Below are 19707 nucleotides of genomic sequence, written 5' to 3' on the forward strand. Positions count from 1 at the left end.
AGCCTATATTTACAATTTAAATTCCTGGTCTTTTTAAAATATTCATTTTTTCGCGGTAAGTTGGGAAATATTGCTCAACATGATGTCAAAAAGCTTTCGAATGATTATGATGAACTAGATGCGCTAGTTCATGGACAATAACATATTCTAAAACACTTGGATCAAAATGAATTAATTTGATATTTAAAACAATTTTTTTGCTTTCGGGATAGCAAACCCCTCATTTACGTTTCATTGATTTAACAGTTAAATTTTTATATTCTAAATTCATTATTTTCGCTCATTTATTAAGTAGTTGTTCAAATTTATAGTAAAATTTTTGTTTTAAGAACGTGTGAATCCGTTTAATATTTTCTTCCTCACTACCCGCTGTTTTAATTAAAAAAACTTCTCGGTCAATAATTTTACTATAAACATTGTCAGATCTTAATTGCAAGGGATATTTTTGATCAAACAACACTAAATAACCAATACCCGCTTGATTTCAATAAATTTTGCGATAATTATTATGATCATTAACAACATTTAAAATTTTCTTAATATTTTTATATAGTAGCATTTCAATTTCTCAATCATGGGCATGAGCAGGCGCGGAAATTTTAATTTCACCACTAGAAACATTTAAAACAATATTTTTTTGTTTTTTAATTGTTAAATAATATGGAATTGTTGTCCCTTGATAAGACAAATACTTTGCCATTGCCATAAAAAATAACCTCCCCAATTAATTAGTAATTGACAAATAAAAACCACTTATTGTGGTTTCTGATAATCATCGCTATATGGATCAAAGTTATCTGATCCATTTTGATTGTTATTATTAGCAGCTGGATTTTTGGTAATATCTTGACGATATTTTTGTCCCGCTGAATAAATTTTCTCAATATCACCTAAAAATACTTTCCCATCATAAGAATTATCAACTTTTGCATTTGGATTAACGCGTTGTTTCCCTGTTGGTAATGGTACTTGGCGAATTTTTTCTTCTAGTGAATGAGTATCAATTGGTTGGCTTTGTTTTGAACGTGGAATAATAATTGGTCCTTTATATTTTTCCGGTTTTGGTTTAACATTACTATTATTAGCAAAATTAGGTTTATATGAATCATGATGCTTAATAATATCACCTTTTTGGACAAAATCACCACGTTGTTCAATTGCAACACCACGTTTTGATTCATCAATAATTCCTTTTGTTTCATCAACTGTTCGTAAATATTGCCCACTTGGTCCAACACTAATAACAGGTTTAGCTGGCCCTTGCGATGCTTGAGGGTTTTTTCAACGACTATTATTCATTTTTTCATAACCCTCATCAACAATTTGGGCTGACCCCTCTTCTGTAAACTTGGTACTTTGATACATTTTTTCTTTTAAACGTTCAACTTTGCTTTTTAAATCATCACGTTGTAAAACTCTATTAGGACTTTGTTGGAAATTGTCCATTTCTGATCGACGTTTTTCAATATCTTGTTGTGAAACTGATTCTTTGCGAGGAGCAATTCCTGAAGCCCCAATTTTCCCAGTTGTTAAATTAATTGCTTTTAAGCGATTTTTTTGATCTTCATTTAACCCAGTATTTGCTTTAGCGGCTATTAAATAACCAATTGCAAATCATGACCCAAAAAAAGTAAACGCTGGACCAAGAAATAAAATTATAATTCATGCGTTTAATTCGAATCCTAAGTTAAAACTTGGTGGAATAGTGTTAATTGGTTTTGCAGCAAAAATAATTAGTGTTGCAGTTAAAGCTAATGTTAATGCCCCTACAATAAAACTTCATGCCACTCCAAATTTTTTAAACCCATTAATTTTTCGTAAACACACTGGAACTAAATACAATAAAACCACTACAGCTGAAATGGCAATTAAAATACCACCAACTATTTCTGGTTTTGCCTTAATATTTTCAAAGAGTTCAAAATTATTACCTGACATTTTATAAACTGCTGTTGCTAAACCATTAAAAATAATTTGTGATAATAATAAAATATCACCGCTTTTAATACTATTAATTAAAATAATTAGTAACCCAAAAATAAAGGTACTAAAAATACCTCCCATTATTAATAATGTTAATGATCACGCACGTAATTGTTTCATCTTTTCACCCATCTTTTGCATTGATATGCTTTGCCTAATTAATAGTAACCCTATTTTACAAAGATATTATACATTATTTTCTAAAAAAACTCTAATATATTATCTAATTGTTAAAATAAAATGAGATATTTCTCTTTGGCTTTTTTTAAAACCTTATCAATAATAAAAAAGTAATCCCTTTTCAGCTTTTCCCTAAAAATAAGAAAAATCCTATTTATTAAATAGGATTTTTCGTCTAATTATTATTGAATGCTTATCACTATTTAGTCTTAAGCAAAATTAACTTCAATCCAATAGAAATAAATTGGATTTTTTGGGACATAACTATTTACTATTACACTTAACTTATCGTGATTTCTAAAAATCATTGAGCCTGGTTTTGGGGTCAAAATTGCACTTGTTGGCGTAAAATCTGTTACTCAAAAATCTTCTAACAAAACATCTTGGTATTTTGTTGCAAAATCTTTTCCATAATATTTTGATACTAAATCATATACTAATTTTGCTTGACTGCTTTCATCATAATGATCACTTAATGTTTCAATAATTTTATTAGGTTCTTTCTTTGGATCTGCATTTGGATTTCAAGTTTCAAGAGGCCTATGCGTGTTAGTAACATATTTATCATCTCCATCATCAATGACTGTGAAATTAAATTTCACTGAACCTTTTGAAAAGATTGTTGTTGATGTTTCTTTCTTATTCAGTGTTCCTCCTAAAGTAATTGAACCTTTATTATTTGTAAATTTCGCTTCTAAAATTGGTGCAAGAATAGTTGATTCCTCAGGTTTTATGAAACCCATAATACTATAACCCAAATCGGTAATTTTTTGTTGATATAATTCTAATAATGGATTACGAGCACCCAAGAATTCCATTACAATAGGAAAAATAGTATACAAGATAATTGCCGGATTATCTGGTTCACTATGAAAAGCCTCAATTGATCCTTTTGGTAAATATATTTCATTTAAATCATTTTGTTCTAACAGATCAGTTCATGACATTGCTTCATCAGTAAGTTCAACTGTTTCCTCAAATTTGCCTTTCCCAGTTAACTTGATTGATAAAGTGACTGGATCATAAACTAAATCAAGGTCATCCATTGTTAAATTGGTTTGATTTAATAAATTAATTGCTTTTAAAATAACATCTTTGTCAATTGAAGTAGGTTCGTTATTTTCATCTTTGTTATAAAATTTCTTATCAATTCCCGCAATTGAAATTGATTTTTTTGTAATAATCTTGCTCAAATCATTTGTTACAAAATCAATATTTACTGTTTTAGAAACAAAATCTGATTTAGTTGTTATTCCCATATAACGAATTGTCGCTTTAGTTAAACCTGGTAAAAATTTAATTTGTAATTTATCAATGTTATTCCCATCTTTTTGTAGTTGTTCAGCTAATGAAAAGCCATTTGGGGTAATTCTATAGCTATCTTTGATATTGAATGTTTCCTTTGCTGGATTTTTTGTTTGACATGCCACCACTGTAGTTGCACTAGTTGCTGTTAATCCAACAGCTCCTAATAAACTTATTAATTTTTTCATTTTATTTCACTCCTTTAATTTAAATTCATCATTCTATAAATAGTTTGCTTTAATGTTCTCTACTCATTTTCCTTTAAAAGCACGATGGGGCATTCCCCTTTTTAAACAGATTTAAGAGAATTGATTCCCGTAAATCAGAGTCTAAATTATTACTTTTAAAATTAAACGGAATTAAATAAGTTTCAGTATAAAAAGAATGATTTTGGGTGGGATTTTCGATTACAAATAAATAACTAAAATATTCAAGTACTAATTCATCAAAACTATTTAATAATGAAATATTAGCAATTATTTTAAAATAAAATTTAATACTATAAATAATACTAATTGTTATTAAGAAAAAAAGAATAAATGCCGCATAAAGAAAAACTAAAAAATAATATAATTCATTAAAAGTTTTTAATAAATTATAAAAAGCTAGTTTTACTAAAAAACTAGGGGTAAAATTAACAAAAAGTTTATAAAAAATAACAAAAATGTTAAGTAATCAAAGAAAAATTAAAATTCCGTTATTAGCAAAAGTTTTTTTTCATATTAAAATATAGTTATATTTATGCCAACTATTTTTATCTTTAATATTTTTCTGTAGTTGAATTAATAATCCCATATAAATAACAAACAATAAAAAAATTATTAAAATATAACTGATATTAAAAAGACTATAAACAAAATCATTAATTGTAAAAAAATAATTAAATAATAATAACATCAAATTATTTAAAACAATAAAAATAGTAACAACGCTAATAAAAAGTAGTGAATAGTTTTTAATTTTAAGTGTTTTCATAAATCCCCACCGATTTACCTTTTATATTTATTAAATTATATAATACTTTAAATTTATTTCTCTTTTGAATTTCGTTAAACTTGATCAAATTAAGAAATTTTTGGTAAATTTTGGTTATTTGCTCTTAGGCTTTTGGCCTAATAAACCTAAGTCATTGCTAATAAGAAAATAAAAAATAACTTATTTGAATATGTCAAGAAAAATAGACAATTAAAAAGTTACTTGAAGGGATGATTTTCTGTATTGAACAGGACTCATTCCTTTTAATTTGGCTTGTGGTCTAAAATTATTGTAAAAATAGATATATTTAGGTAGATTTTCAATAATTCATTTGGCTGTTCGTTTTTTTCTTTTTATATGATATAAAAATTCAGTTTTCATAGTACCAAATCATGATTCTGTATGGGCATTATCATAAGAGTTTCCACGTCTGGACATTGAAATCGTAATTCCAAGATAATTGCATAATTTTTCATAATCAGAATTTGTATAATGAAAACCTTGATCTGATTGTAGAACTCAAGTTGATGGCTTTCCAGCTTTTACTCAAGAATTAATTATGTTTCTAAAGACAAATTCTTTTTCTAAATTATTACTGATTTGGTAGTCCAAAATTTCATTAGTATGAAAGTCTTTTACTATTGATAAAAAATAGGTTTTGTCGCTTGTTAATAAATATGTTATGTCTGTTCCTATTTTTTGATTAATATCTGTGGTTGAAAAATCTTGATTCATGATATTTTCATGTCTTTTGTTACCAGAAGATAATTTATAATTAAATTTTTTTATTCTAATAATTGATTTTAAATTCATATTTTTAATATATCTATAGACAATATGAGGTTTTAAATTTCAATTATATAGTTTATTAATAATTAGTGTTAACATATTATATCCATAAATTTTCTTAAAAGTTAGAAATAACGTTTTAACTATTTTTGCAATTGTATTATTCCATTTATTAAAAAGTTTCATTCCAGCATTAAATCATTTATAATAACCAGCTCTAGAAACATTTAAAATTTTGCATAAATATTTAATCTTGTATTTTTTCTTTAAGGACCAAATCGTTTGAAATTTCTTCTTTTTCGATTTGGGCAAGGACTTTTTTACATCTTGAATCATTTCAATATACTCAATTAATTCTTTTTTTGTCATTAATTCAAAATTAAGATTTTTTGGACGCCCTGGTCGGCGAATTCCTTTAGATTGTAGACCATTTCCTGGTTCTAACGCTTTTTCTCCACTAATTTTAACTGCCTTTTTTCAACGAGATAAAGTTGGTGTTGAAATTTCAAATTTTTTAATTGTTTTTGCTCAACCATTTTCTTTGTAATATTTTAAAATATTAAGTTTTTCGTTTTTTGTAAATCATTTTGTTCCCATAATAAAAGAATACCTTTCAATAAAATTATGACACATAAGTAACTTTTTATGTGTCTATTTTATTTTAGGTATTCAATTTTAAAAGTTATTTTTTTAAAATTTACTATTCAGATTATTTAAATGACACAACATTTTGGATCGCCATCTAATTCAATTGCTAATTCGCCATCTTTTCCTAATGCATTAGGAATAATTGAAAATGTATTAGAAATCCCGTCTTCAGCATGTCTAAATGGTAATTTGGAAACTGATAATAATGAATTTACAGCTCCAGTATTATCGCGACCATTCATTGGATTAGCCCCTGGTGAAAATGGTACACCAGCGCGACGTCCATCTGGACTATTTCCAGTTGCTTTACCATAAACAACGTTTGAAGTAATTGTTAAGACAGACATTGATGGAAATGAATTGCGATAATGTTGTTGGCGACGAACTTTAGTCATAAACATTTTAACAACATCAACGGCAATTTGATCAACACGATCATCATTATTTCCATAACAAGGATATTCTCCTTCAATACGATAATCAACCACAATATTATTTTCATCTTTAATTGGATAAACTTTCGCATGTTTGATTGCTGATAAAGAATCCGTAACAACCGCTAATCCAGCAACACCAGTTGCAAATAACCGTTTAACATCACTATCCATAAAACATAGTTGGCTACGTTCATAGAAATATTTATCATGCATATAATGAATGATATTTAAAGCGTCACAATAAACCCCACTTAATCAATCCGCCATCTGTTCAAATTTATATCAAACTTCGCTAAAGTTTAGTGGAGTTTCTTCATCACCTGCACAAGGTTCAAAGCGGGGTGAAATTTGAACTTTACTAATCTCATCAATTCCCCCATTAATTGCATATAACAGTGTTTTCACTAAGTTACAACGCGCTCCAAAAAACTGCATTTCTTTTCCAATTGTTAATGGTGAAACACAACAAGCAATTGCATAATCATCACCATTATTTATTCGCATAATATCATCATTTTCATATTGCATTGATGAATATTTAATCGAATATTTGGCACAAAACTTTTTAAAATTACTTGGTAAATTTTTTGACCATAAAATTGTTAAGTTTGGTTCTGGTGAAGGTCCCATTGTTGATAAAGTATGAATATAACGATAAGCATTTTTGGTTACTAATGAACGACCATCAAGGCCCATTCCCCCAATACTTTCTGTCGCTCAAACAGGATCGCCAGAAAATAACTGGTTATATTCTGGAGCACGCATAAATTTAACGATTCTTAATTTCATAATCATATGGTCAACTAATTCTTGGGCTTCTTGTTCGGTTAAGATTCCTTTCACAAAATCACGTTCAATATAAATATCTAAAAATCCTGCTGTTCGCCCAAAACTCATTGCCGCCCCATTATTTTCTTTAATTGCTGCTAAATAGGCAAAATATGTTCATTGAAAAGCTTCTCGTGCATTTTGGGCTGGTTGAGAAACATCAAAACCATATTTTTGGGCCATTAATTTAATATCATTAAGGGCACGAATTTGTTCAGTTATTTCTTCACGTAAACGAATTACTTCTTCTGTAATCACTTTTGAAGTATTCTTTTTATCAATTTCTTTCTGGGCAATTAAGAAATCCGCCCCATATAATGCTAAACGACGATAATCACCAATAATACGGCCACGACCATAAGAGTCTGGTAATCCCGTAATAATGCTTGATTTACGACAAGCTTTAATTTCATCAGTATAAGCATCAAAAACAGCTTGATTATGTGACTTACGATATTTTTCAAAAATTTCCACTAATTTTGGATCAACACTATAACCATACGATTCATTAGCAGCTTTAACAACGCGAATTCCACCATTAGGCATAATTGCTCTTTTAAATGGTTTGTCAGTTTGTAAACCAACAATTACTTCTAATTTTTTGTCTAAATAACCGGCATCATGGGCAGTAATTGAAGCGGCAACTGCGGTATCGGCATCTAGTACTCCACCTTTTTTAATTTCTTGCGCTGTTAAATCACGAATTTGCGCTCAAAGTTTATTTGTTGCTTCACTAGCCAAAGTTAAAAATTGGTCATCACCTTCATAGGGGCGATAATTTTTTTGAATAAAGTTTCGGACATCGATTTCTGATGTTCATTCCCCTTTATTAAAACCTTCTCATTGAGGAAATCATTTTGGAGTCATCTTTTTAACCCTCCTGTTCTAATCATTTTTACTTTGTAATGATTTTACTGGTTTGCCATAGTAGGCATCTAAATAAATTGCTTTAATGTCCTTAATTAACGGAATACGTGGATTTGCTGGCGTACATTGATCATCAAAAGCATCTTGGGCCATTGGATCAACCGCGGCTAAAAACTCATCTTCGCTAACTTTTAAATTATATTGAGCAAAGTATTCTTTAAATGATAATGGCATTTCAACATTTTTAACTAAATTTTGAATTTTAATAATTAAATTATCAACTAATTCACTCGGGGTTTTACCCTTAACTTCACAATTACGGGCAATAGTAGCATAACGTTCTAAAGCATTTGCCACCTTATACTGTGAGAAGTAAGTTTGTTTACCCCCATCAAGGATGACAGCACTATTATAGCGAATGACATATGGTAACAAAATGGCATTGGCACAACCATGAATAACATTAAATTTACCCCCAATTTTATGACTCATTGAGTGAACAAGTCCTAAAAAAGCATTGGCAAAAGCCATTCCAGCTTGGGTTGCCGCATCAGCAATTGCACAGCGTGCGGCAATATCATCGCTTCCATGGTGGTAGGCATCAGGAAGAAAATCAAAAATGGTTTTAATTCCTTGCAAACAATATGGATCAGTATATGTTGTTGCTAAAACCGAAACATAAGCTTCAAATAAATGAGTTAAAGCATCTAGCGCTGGGGCATTTGTTGCTTGTTTTGGTAAAGTTAACGTTAATTCTGGATCTATAATCGCAATGTTTGGTGTTAATGCATAATCAGCCAATGGATATTTAATGTGTGTTTTTTCATCAGTAATAACCGAGAATGGTGTTACTTCTGAGCCCGTTCCCGCTGTTGTCGGAATACATACTAGTTTGACCTGATTGTTAATAATTGGGAATTTAACGATTCTTTTTCGAATATCATTAAATGTCATTGCTAAGTTTTCAAAGTTTAAATTAGGATCTTGATGCAATAATAGGATGATTTTGGCGGCATCCATTGCACTACCTCCCCCAATCGCAATAACAACATCAGGTTGTGAAATAGCCATTGCGGCTGCTCCCCTTTTTGTTGTTGCAAAAGTTGGGTTTGGTTCAACACTATCAAAAATATCATAATTAATTTTTAAGTTTTCCAACACTGTTGTTATTTTGTGACTATATAGTTTATTAATAACTGGATCAGTAACAATAAAGACTTTTTTTGCTTGCCAATTTTTTAAATCTTCTAAGGCAAACGGTAAACACCCAAATTTATGATAAATTTTTTCAGGTAAACGAATTCATTCCATATTTTCTCTCCTTAAGGCTAAAACTTTTGTATTCAGTAAATGTTTTGGCTGAATATTTTCGGAGGTAGAATTACCTCCTCAGCTACCACAACCAAGCGTAAAGGATGGGGCTAAATAAAAGTTAAACATATCCCCAACAGCACCTAAAGAGGCTGGCATATTAACTAATAATCGTCCAGCGTTTAACTCATCACGGAATTTAGCTATTTCTTGTTTTCCTCTAATTTCGTCTGTTCATAAACTAGCGGTATGACCTGGTCCCATTAATAATAAATCACTTGCCATTTTAATCGCACTATTAAAATCTTTTGCACGATATAAGGCAACATAGGTCGATAGTTTTTCATGGGCAAGCGGTTCATCATGGGTAGTTTTATTCGCTTCACATAAAATTAATTTTGTCTGGTGGGGAATTGTTATCCCAGCAACTTCAGCGATTTGGAGCGGGCTTTTTCCAACCAAAGCAGCATTTAAAATTCCATAGTTATCTTTTTTAAACATTACCGCCCTAATTTTATCTAAATCTTCTTTTTTAGTAACAATATAACCATTCTTAGCAGTAAAATATTGACAAACTTGATCATAAACACTGTCAAGAACAATTACTGAGTTTTCCGTTGCACAAACAACTCCATTGTCAAACATATTTGACTGAATGATCGAAGAAGTCGCCATATCTAAATCTGCTAAACTTGAAATAATAGCTGGACAATTCCCAGCCCCTACGCCAATCGCTGGTTTACCAGATGAATAAGCAGATTTAACCATTCCTGGACCACCCGTTGCTAAAATTAAATTAGCTTCTTGCATTAAAGCAATTGTATCTTCAACTTTCGCATCATCAATTCAACCAATAATATTATTAGGAGCTCCGGCTTTAACAGCTGCTGCTAATAAAATTTTGGCAGTTTTAATTGTACAATTTTTAGCTCCTGGGTGTGGTGAAATAATAATTCCATTACGAGTTTTTAAGGCTAACATAATTTTAAAAATTACCGTTGCTGTTGGATTTGTTGTTGGAATAATTGCTCCAATTACCCCAACTGGTTCATAAACTGTTTGAAAACCTAATCCCAGATTTTCATTAACAACCCCAACTGTTTGGGTATGCAAATATTTTTGATGAATATATTCAGCAGCATAATGATTTTTAATAATCTTATCTTCAATAACCCCCATATTTGTTTCATTTACAGCATCAATTGCTAATTCAATTCGTGCTTTGTTAGCAGCAATTGCCACTGCGGTAAAAATTTTATCAACTTGTCCTTGGCTAAAAGTAGCAAATTGACTTTGGGCTGCTTGGACTTTTTCAATTAATTTAGTTATTTTTTCGTTATTCATTTTTCCCTCCTTGATTAATTCTTTTTAATAAGATAATGAATTCTTCGCACTTAAAATAATATTCAAGCATTCCTTACAATATTCTTTGGAAGGAGGCTCAATACCATTTAATTTAAAATCTAAATTTAGTTGTTTATATTTAAATATCATCATATTATGATACGGTAAAAGTTCAAATTTCTCACAATTTTTAAGTGTTTTTAAAAATTGGCCAATTTGGACCAAATTATCATGGTGATCAGTAAAACCTGGAACTAAGACAGTACGAATTCACATTTTTGCCCCATTAGCATCTAGTCATTTTATTCCGGCAATAATATTTTCATTTCCCAACCCAGTTAAAGTTTTATGTTTTTGGGAATCAAATTCTTTTAAATCACAAATAAATAAATCACAAACAGTAACTAATTCTTTTCACTTGTTTAAAATAATCGGATTTTCGCTAAAAGTACATACTGATGTATCAACTGTCGTATGAATATTACGTTTTTTACATTCTTTAAATAAGGCAATAACAAAATCAATTTGCATCAAAGGTTCACCACCAGAAATCGTGATCCCCCCTTGCTCGTAAAAAGCTTTGTTATTTTCATACTTTGTTAAAATTTCTGCGATTGAAATTTGTTTTTCTTTATTAACAGGTTGGGTTTCCGGATTATGGCAGTAAAGACAGCGTAATGGACATCCCTGTAAAAAATAAACTAATCTAACACCAGGCCCATCAACTGCCCCAAAAGATTCCATGCTACTATAATAACCAACTTTTTCTTGCATTGCTTATAATTTTGCTTCTATTTATCTTAATTAATAAACAATTACATTCCGGCATGAAAAGTTCTTGAAATAACGTCTTCTTGTTGTTCTTTTGTTAATTTAACAAAATTAACAGCATAACCTGAAACTCTAATTGTTAGCTGTGGATAATTTTCTGGGTGTTGTTGAGCATCTCTTAGAACTTCACGGTTTAAAACATTAACATTTAAATGATGCCCACCATTACTCATATATCCATCTAAAACATTTACTAAATTGTCAATTTGTGACATTGAACTTTTTTCTTTCATAATAACCTCCAAACAAGTCCTTTATCTAACATAAAGGATAATCTAAATATCTTTTTTCAAAAACAAGATAATATTTTAACAAGCAAGAACTAACTGAAAACTATACTGAGCAGTTTTTGGTTTAATATAGTTAAAAATAACTTTAATAAGTCAAAAGCGATTATTATTTTATATAATTAATAATTAGAATAGTTAAATTAGTTTATCCAATGTTAATAACATAACAGATATCATATTATCGAGTTTTTCACAGATACATTAATTGTAGACTTATCTACTTAAATTGATTATACAATAAATATTCTCTAAAATTAATAAAAATATTAAAATTTTTATTAATTTTAGAGAATATTTCTATATAAATAATTACTTCTATATATTTTATGATATTTGATACAAATTAATAGTAATAAACTATTTTGCTTATTTTTGACATTTAATGATAATTATAATAATTATAAAAATAATAAATAATAACAAAAAAGTTATTCAAAATTAAACAACTTTTTTGTTATTAATATTATGTTTTGAAAAGGTTCTGTTTTTAAATATATTTTGCTAAATAATAAGAATTAATAAATTGACTATGTAATATTGGGACTATGTTAATAAAATGATTTAACTTCTTTAGGTTTTGAAAAGAAGCTGGAAAAAGTCAGTAAATTAAAATGTAATAGAGATTTCTTAAAATTTGGAATAATTTTTACTCACCTCCTTTATGACTTTATTATATAAAGGAAATAAAAAAAAGAGTATTAAATCCCATTTTTAGCAATTAAATTTTAAAAAAATTTAATACTTGAAATTAATTTCATTTTATTGCGTATAATAACGAAAAGCTGTTTCGGCAATTTCTTTCATATATTCATACATTTCTTCAATTGTCCAACGTTCTTCACGAAAAAACATTGACACAGGAGCAAAATAGTTATAGTCTGATCCACCATCTTTTTTAAAGACATAGATAGTATTGATTTTATAAAATTCATTCATCATAAACAACTTTGAATCAATATAAGTATCTTCATGGTTAAAATCGCACCCTCAACCAAAACAAATAAAGGGGGTAATTTTTTCATGCATCATCATCGCGCGAATACCAATCAAATTCTTTCCTAACCGTTCAATCGCATTCCCTTTCGCTTGTTTTTTCTTTCCTTCTTGGAGGCGCTGATCATTTGTCCCTTGCCGCTTTAATTCTGAAATTAATATAATTCGACAGAAATCAGGGTCGTGATTTGATCGTAATAGTATAAAACCACCTTCAGGTTTGATTGTTCGATCATTATAATCGTGATAATATTCTCTGCGCTTAGTTTTACTTTTAATCATTTTTAGCATAAAATCAATTGATAGAGCTTTGGTAAAAGAAATATAGTATTTCTTATCATCCCCTTTTTCACCAACTTCAGAAGTAAAACGTTTTTTTAAATAGATAATTACTTCATTAATGCTAAGATAAATGTCTTTGTCATCTGATTTACTTTTACTATATTTTGATATATGCTGATTTGCATTTAACTGTAATTGCTTTGAAGAAGCCATTTTACTCTTGCCCTAAAAAATAGTGTGGTTTTAAACCTTTAATATTAAAAATTAAGATTTCAGAATGAAATAAGACATTTTTAAAGATATTTTTTGGTAGGGAAATAATCGAACTAATTTCTGGGTAAGTATGGTGTAAAAATTTTTGCCAGCGTTTACTAACAACAGTTTGATTTAAACGAAAGCCATATGGGGTAAACATTACAATTGGGGTATCTTTCCCAAATAATTCAATTGCTTTTTGCAATCAAATTTCTGGTAATAGTGGTCGTCCTTCATAATGTTCTTTGATATATTTACTAGTTTTTTGGTCAATATTAAATGGGGGATTCATTATTATTAACACAGGGGCAATATTGTTTAAATCATTTTTTGTTAATTCCAAATAATTAATTAAATAATCAATTTCTCATTCCCCATTTGGTTCAATATCAACCCCAATTGTTTCTCACCCTTGTTCTTTTCATGGTTTTAATAATGATCCTGCTCCCACACAAGGATCAAAAATAACACCTGATTTAATTGCTGGTTTTAAGATTTTATATAAAAAATCAGAAACATGTTCGGGGGTATAAATACTGGCCTTTTTTTCATTTGTGTAAAAATTGTTCCGGTCAACACGGTACATTTTTTCCCTCCTTCTTTTTTCAAAATATATTCTTATTTTAAAAAAAAAAAAAAAAAGCAAGGTTTTCACCAAACTTTTTAAAATACTTTTTATAAGAAAAAATCTTTACGACAAATAATCCACTCTCCTAAGACATAAAATCCAATTGTTGTAACCAACATTACTGGAATTTGCCATGCATAATCTATCGCTTTTGGACCACTAAGAATTTTTCCAGTGACAACACCAATAAATTCGGGGGGTAATTCAACATCTCTTGGTGGTTTATCAAAATGAAATGGTGAATTAAGTAAGGATTGAATTGAAAAATATTTTAAATACTTTAATTGCTCAAATCCTGGCAGAACTGAAAGAAGAGCAATACCTGAACAAATACTAAAAAAACCTAAAATCGCAACTGCAATAGAAATACCAGTTGTTGACTTATTAAAATAGATAATAATTACTCAATTAATAGATATTCAAAATAAAATTAAAATCATAAAAGCAAAATTAAATAATAATAGAGATCCAATATGATCAGACATTAAATCTTTTGTTAAAATTCCTAAAAAAAGAAATTGAATAATTATAAAAGCAATCTGAATAACAAAAATTGAACTTAAAATTGTAAATAACTTCGAATTTAATATAGTACGCCGTGACATTGGGGTTGTTAGCCAAGAACCAAAATATCCTTTCTCAACTTCCCTACTAAATAAACGGTGAATTAAGATTATACTTAGTGCTATATATAAAACAGACCCCGGGACTCCAAAATAAAAATATTCTAAAACTTGTGCTGCTCCACCCTTAGAACCCGTGCTTGATGAACCTCCTGTCTTTTCAATCATACTGTACGGTGCCAAATAACTGTAGAAAAAAGCTGGAATTAAAAAAGTAAATAATAGAATTGAAAAAATGATTAAAGGAGTTTTAATACTCTTTAATTGTGACTTAACAAATTTAAAATTAATCATCAAATAAGCTCTCCTCTTTATAATAACTCATAACAAATTCCTCCAAATTAAATGGTAACTCTTTAAAATAGTCAACTTTATAATCAGATACTATTTTTAAAAAGTCATTAACATTGTCATTATGAACGTTAATAATAACTACTTTTGTAACATTATTTTGCTCCAAAATATTTCATTCTGCTTTAATAAAATCAGTATAATTATCTGAAGATGCGAATTTAATTTCATATTTTTTTTCAAAATTATTTTTTACATCATCCATTAAAATTTCTGAAATTATTTTACCTTTTTTAATTACTCCAACTTTATCGCAAAGATTATCAATTTCCCCAAAAATATGTGAGCTCATAAAAACAGCTGTTCCTTCATTCTTTACATTTTGGATTAATCTATTAAATTTTTGTTGCATCAATGGATCAAGGCCAGTTGTTGGCTCATCTAACACTAGAATCTTTGGCTTATGCATCACAGCAGCAATAATAGCAACTTTTTGTTTCATTCCTTTTGACATTTTTTTTATTTTTGTATCAGCATTTAATTCAAAATAGTGCACTAATTTTTGAACATAATGCCAATCAATATTGCCACGAATTTCAGATAGTAATTTTAAATAAGCAATTCCAGTCATAGAATCTGGTAGAGTTACTTCTCCAGATAAATAACCTAAATTTTTCATAATAATACTACTTTTTTCTCAAACATCATAACCCAAAATTTTGCCTGCCCCACTGTCTGACTTAATAAAACCAACCATTTGTCTAATTACTGTTGTTTTTCCTGCTCCATTTGGTCCAATAAAACCATATACTTCTCCCGCTTTTACGTCAATATTAATATCAAATGCCCCTGTACCAAAAGTAAATGTTTTTGTTAAATTTCTCAGTTCAATAACATTCATTTCTATTTTTTACCTCCTTAAATATTTAATTTTAAAATAACAATTTAAGATTAAATTGTTATTTTGTTTAATTAATTTAATATATTTTATTTTTAATTAATTTATTCATAAATTGTAGTTGTAATTAATTTCTAAAATAATTAGTTATAACATGGTAATTTTGATACTGATAAAATTATAATATAAGAATAAGCAAAATGCTAATAATTTATTTATTTAAAAATAATTTTTATAAAGCTTAAAAAATTTTATAAAATAAAATGGAAAATTAATTCTACCATTAAATAATATTTTTAATTAGAATAATAAAAGTATTAATTTGCTAATTAATACTTTTATTATTTAAATATTATTGGTTTTATATTTTTAAAAATTAATTAGAAAAAATTAAGTTCAGAAATTTTTATTTGAGATTCCACTCTTGCTCATTGGGCATTTCACGCTGTTGCATAAGCTCAAGTATTCACAGTTAATTTAATCTCTAATTTATATTCAGAAACTCATCTTGTATATAATTGCGCTCAACTTTTCATTTGATTAACATTATGATGTCCACGATTAAATAATAAGACATTATCATTTGAAAATAATGATAAATCTTTGTAATCAATTTTTCTTGCTTTACTACTATCAAATTCTTCTGTGCCATCATGGTTATTTCAATTATAACCTGTTACTTTATAACTCATTTTTGAATATTTTTTCAAAAAAACATCGCGACCCAGGGAAATATCTACATTTAAAACTTTACTATCACTATCTTCTCGTACTGAATTATATGCATCTGATCTAACAACTTTACTTTCTAATTCACCTAATCCTTTGAAAATATTTTTATAAGTAATCGCTACATTACCTTTATAATTAGATTCTTCAGTAGCACTTGCTATTGCATAAGAATAATTAATTTCTGTAATTTTAAAATCTTGGCGTTTAACTCCATATTTAGTATTTTCTTTAATAATTTCATCAATAATAAGAGTTTCAGATATAGTTATTAAATTATCAAAACTTGTTTTTTGAATAACTGTATTCAAATCTTTTTTTTCTATTAGGGAATGATTACTTAAAATTAAATTATCAATTGTTAAATAATTTTCAAATGCATAATCTGAACCAATATATAATAATGTCATCGATGTGTCTGTTACAACTTGTTCAATTACTGGTAATTCTGGTAAATCAATGATTCAATTATCAAAATTACGAGTAACACTAGCAATAATGACTTTTAGTTCAGCGTCATTGTCTTTATTATAAGGTAATAATCCCATTAAAATAGTTCTTGTTACTAGTTCTTCATCATCTAATTTATCCTTAATTTTAAATAAATTAATATCTCCTGTTTTTAACTCAATAGCTGATAAATCAATTGTTGAAGCTCGTGAAGATAATTTTTGCTCTTCAACATTAAAGTCTTTTGATAAAATTGCGCTAGTACTACTTGTTGCTAAAGTAAGCACACTAAAAATATTTAATAAGTGTTTCATTTTTTTACATCTCACTTTCTTAAATTATTATTGGAATTCATTTGGAAATACATATAGTTATATTTGATACTATCTTTATTATAGAATTATAAAAATAAAAAGCAATATTTTTTTATTTAATCTTTATTTTGTCAATATATAGTATAAGCAAATTTTAAGTAATATTTTTAATTAAATTAATAAAAGTATATATTAGAAAAAATTAATTTCTGATATTGTTACTTGGGCTTCAGACTTAGCTCAATAGGCATTTCATGCAGTTGCATAAGCTTTAACTTGAACAAATAACTTGATTTCTAACTCATAATTAGAAACTCATCTTGTTTCTAATTTCGCTAAACTTATCATTCAATTAACATTATGATATTCACGATTAAATAATAAAATATTGTCATTTGAATTTAAAGATAAATCTTTGTAATTAACATTTTCACCATTAGAACTATTTAAATTTCAAGTACCACCATTATTATCTCAATTATACCCAGTTACTGAATATGACATTTTTGAATATTTTTTTAAAAAAGTGTCTTTACCAAGGCTAATATCTAGATTTAAATACTGATAATCTTCATCTCATTGTATTGAATTATAAGCATCTGCCCGAGCAACTTTACTTACCATATTTTTAATTTCCTTAAAAATATAACGGTAAAAAACTATCGTAGTTCCTGTATAATTAGAATTTTTTCTTGCAATTAAAGTAGCTGAACCATATGAAAAATCTGTAATTTCAAAATCTGCAATAGTAATATCATATTCAGCATTAACTTCTATTACTTTGTCAGTAATTCCATATATTGTTAAATCAGAAATATCACCAAGATTTTTGTTTTTAATTGCTTGATCCAAATCATGTTTTGATTCTGATGAAACATTTTTTAAAACTAAATTATTGATTGTTAAAAAGTTTTTAAACTGATAATCATTCCCAATATATAACATTAATAATGTTCCTTCAGTAATCATGCCTGTATTCATTGGTAATTGTGGTAAATCAATAATTCAATTATTAATATTTTGATTTACATTTGCTATAACTTTTTGCAATTCATATGTATTCCCCGTATTTACAGGCAATAGACTCATTAAAATTGTTTTTACAACTAACTGTTGATCTTCTAATTTATCTTTGATTTTATATAAATTAATTTCTCCTCCCATTAAGTTTAAGTTTTCTAAATCAATTGTATCTTCTTGTTGTAAAATAGTATTACTTTCTTTATAAGTATAATCTTTTACTAATGTTGTACTAATACTAGTTGTTGACAAAATAAACACACTAAAAATATTTAATAAGTGTTTCATATTTTATATCTCGCTTTCTTAAGTTTTTATTTTAATTCATTTGGAAAAACATGCGGTTATGGTTAATAATATTAATATTATAGAATACTTAAAATAAAAAGCAATTGTTTTGAAGTTATTTAACTAAATTATTTATTGAATTTATTATACTTGAATTTTTGTTATCTTTTTTTGTGAAGTTAATTTTTCTCGTTTGTTCTTATAAACTAAAAGCAGAAGTATACAATAAAATAAAAAATAATTGTTTTTGTACCTTTATATAAATTCTATAGTAATTAAACTTAATTTAATTATAAATTTAATTATAATAAAAAATAAGAAAAATGAATATTTGTTAATAAATTATTTTGTTTAGAAGGTAAATATTGATTTGATATTTCTGTTAATTTCATTAATTGTTTAACTCCACAAATTGAATATCGAAGATTAATTTTATAAATAGGTTCCGCAAGATTAATTACTTTTAATGACGCCGAAATAAACTCAACATTATCGGCATTTACTAAATCCAAAATACTTATAGCAGCTTCCATATCAAATTGCCCTAATCCTACAAGTTCTTTATTATCGCTAATAAAAGCAAACTCTGGTAAATTATAGCCACTAATAATTTTACCTGTTTCAAAATGAATTTTCTGTAAATCATTAAATAACGTTAGTAAATTTGATAAATCAACTTCTTCAATATATCCTGGTCAGACATCAAACCGATTATAATCACATGATATAATACTATATGCATTTAATTGACTATCTCAATTCAAATTTATATTAGATAATTGACTTTTAGTATTTTCTAGGTGTTCAACAAAAAAAGCCCCACTCAAATTTGAAAGCCCTAATATCGCTAGCATTGTAATTAACTTTTTCATATTACCTCCTAATAGATTATTCCCACCCAAAACCCTACCTATTTTAATAAGTATTATTTCTGTATAAATTAATTTTTATTATCTAAGATGTAAATAATTTAGTTACATTACTATCTTAATTTTACACTTAAACCTAGTTTTTTAAAACTTAGCTATTTATTTTAGTTTGAATAGGATAAAGTTTTTAACAATGTAATCTGGTTTTTTTGATTTTTTTAATCTTTTAATTACCCCGTTAGTATAGTAACTCAACTTTTTATTTGTAATATTTTCTTT

Annotated in this window: 15 protein-coding genes and 1 pseudogene; all 16 read right to left on the reverse strand. The window is 27.5% G+C overall.

Features of this window, described 5'->3' with window-relative positions; translation table 4 throughout:
* Positions 1-16: 16 nt before the first annotated feature.
* The 16 genes and pseudogenes from SCHRY_RS03365 to SCHRY_RS03440 all read right to left on the reverse strand — a co-directional run bounded on the left by SCHRY_RS03365 (position 17) and on the right by SCHRY_RS03440 (position 19431).
* Entirely contained in the window at positions 17-706 is a 690-nt protein-coding gene (locus tag SCHRY_RS03365; protein WP_016339065.1) for a M48 family metallopeptidase, read from the reverse strand.
* A 47-nt stretch (positions 707-753) separates the two neighbouring features.
* Complete coding sequence (locus tag SCHRY_RS03370; RefSeq protein WP_041611881.1) at positions 754-2103, reverse strand: hypothetical protein; 1350 nt, start codon at positions 2101-2103, stop codon at positions 754-756.
* 269 nt (positions 2104-2372) lie between these two features.
* Complete coding sequence (locus tag SCHRY_RS03375) at positions 2373-3656, reverse strand: lipoprotein (RefSeq protein WP_016339067.1); 1284 nt, start codon at positions 3654-3656, stop codon at positions 2373-2375.
* 73 nt (positions 3657-3729) lie between these two features.
* Positions 3730-4443, reverse strand: a complete 714-nt coding sequence (locus tag SCHRY_RS03380) for a hypothetical protein (RefSeq protein ID WP_016339068.1) — start codon at positions 4441-4443, stop codon at positions 3730-3732.
* Positions 4444-4653: 210 nt separating this feature from the next.
* Positions 4654-5829 carry an IS3 family transposase gene (locus tag SCHRY_RS03385; RefSeq protein WP_016339069.1) on the reverse strand — a complete coding sequence of 392 codons (1176 nt, stop codon included), beginning with the start codon at positions 5827-5829 and terminating at the stop codon, positions 4654-4656.
* A gap of 152 nt (positions 5830-5981) precedes the next feature.
* Positions 5982-8012 (reverse strand): annotated as a pseudogene (gene pflB / locus SCHRY_RS03390) (formate C-acetyltransferase); the annotation flags it as partial.
* Positions 8013-8030: 18 nt separating this feature from the next.
* Positions 8031-10667, reverse strand: a complete 2637-nt coding sequence (gene adhE, locus SCHRY_RS03395; protein ID WP_016339071.1) for a bifunctional acetaldehyde-CoA/alcohol dehydrogenase — start codon at positions 10665-10667, stop codon at positions 8031-8033.
* Positions 10668-10691: 24 nt separating this feature from the next.
* Positions 10692-11441, reverse strand: coding sequence for a pyruvate formate-lyase-activating protein (pflA, locus tag SCHRY_RS03400; protein ID WP_016339072.1), 750 nt, complete (start codon positions 11439-11441; stop codon positions 10692-10694).
* A gap of 41 nt (positions 11442-11482) precedes the next feature.
* Positions 11483-11731, reverse strand: a complete 249-nt coding sequence (locus SCHRY_RS03405) for a glycine radical domain-containing protein (protein WP_016339073.1) — start codon at positions 11729-11731, stop codon at positions 11483-11485.
* Between the two features lie 816 nt (positions 11732-12547).
* Positions 12548-13276 (reverse strand): EcoRI family type II restriction endonuclease, encoded by a 729-nt coding sequence (locus SCHRY_RS03410; RefSeq protein WP_016339074.1) that lies wholly within the window; start codon positions 13274-13276, stop codon positions 12548-12550.
* Position 13277: 1 nt separating this feature from the next.
* Positions 13278-13904 carry an N-6 DNA methylase gene (locus SCHRY_RS03415; protein ID WP_016339075.1) on the reverse strand — a complete coding sequence of 209 codons (627 nt, stop codon included), beginning with the start codon at positions 13902-13904 and terminating at the stop codon, positions 13278-13280.
* An 89-nt stretch (positions 13905-13993) separates the two neighbouring features.
* Positions 13994-14863: an ABC transporter permease subunit gene (locus SCHRY_RS03420; protein ID WP_016339076.1), complete on the reverse strand. Its 870-nt coding sequence runs from the start codon at positions 14861-14863 to the stop codon at positions 13994-13996.
* Positions 14856-15761 (reverse strand): ABC transporter ATP-binding protein, encoded by a 906-nt coding sequence (locus SCHRY_RS03425; protein WP_016339077.1) that lies wholly within the window; start codon positions 15759-15761, stop codon positions 14856-14858. The genes SCHRY_RS03420 and SCHRY_RS03425 overlap by 8 nt, the downstream gene beginning before the upstream one ends.
* 377 nt (positions 15762-16138) lie before the next feature.
* Positions 16139-17251 carry a hypothetical protein gene (locus SCHRY_RS03430; RefSeq protein WP_016339078.1) on the reverse strand — a complete coding sequence of 371 codons (1113 nt, stop codon included), beginning with the start codon at positions 17249-17251 and terminating at the stop codon, positions 16139-16141.
* Between the two features lie 192 nt (positions 17252-17443).
* Positions 17444-18559 carry a hypothetical protein gene (locus SCHRY_RS03435; protein ID WP_016339079.1) on the reverse strand — a complete coding sequence of 372 codons (1116 nt, stop codon included), beginning with the start codon at positions 18557-18559 and terminating at the stop codon, positions 17444-17446.
* Between the two features lie 302 nt (positions 18560-18861).
* On the reverse strand, positions 18862-19431 hold the full coding sequence (locus SCHRY_RS03440; protein WP_016339080.1) for a hypothetical protein: 570 nt from the start codon (positions 19429-19431) through the stop codon (positions 18862-18864).
* Between the last annotated feature and the right edge of the window lie 276 nt (positions 19432-19707).

The organism is Spiroplasma chrysopicola DF-1 (assembly GCF_000400935.1).
Taxonomy (GTDB): Bacteria; Bacillota_I; Bacilli_A; order Mycoplasmatales; family Mycoplasmataceae; genus Spiroplasma; species Spiroplasma chrysopicola.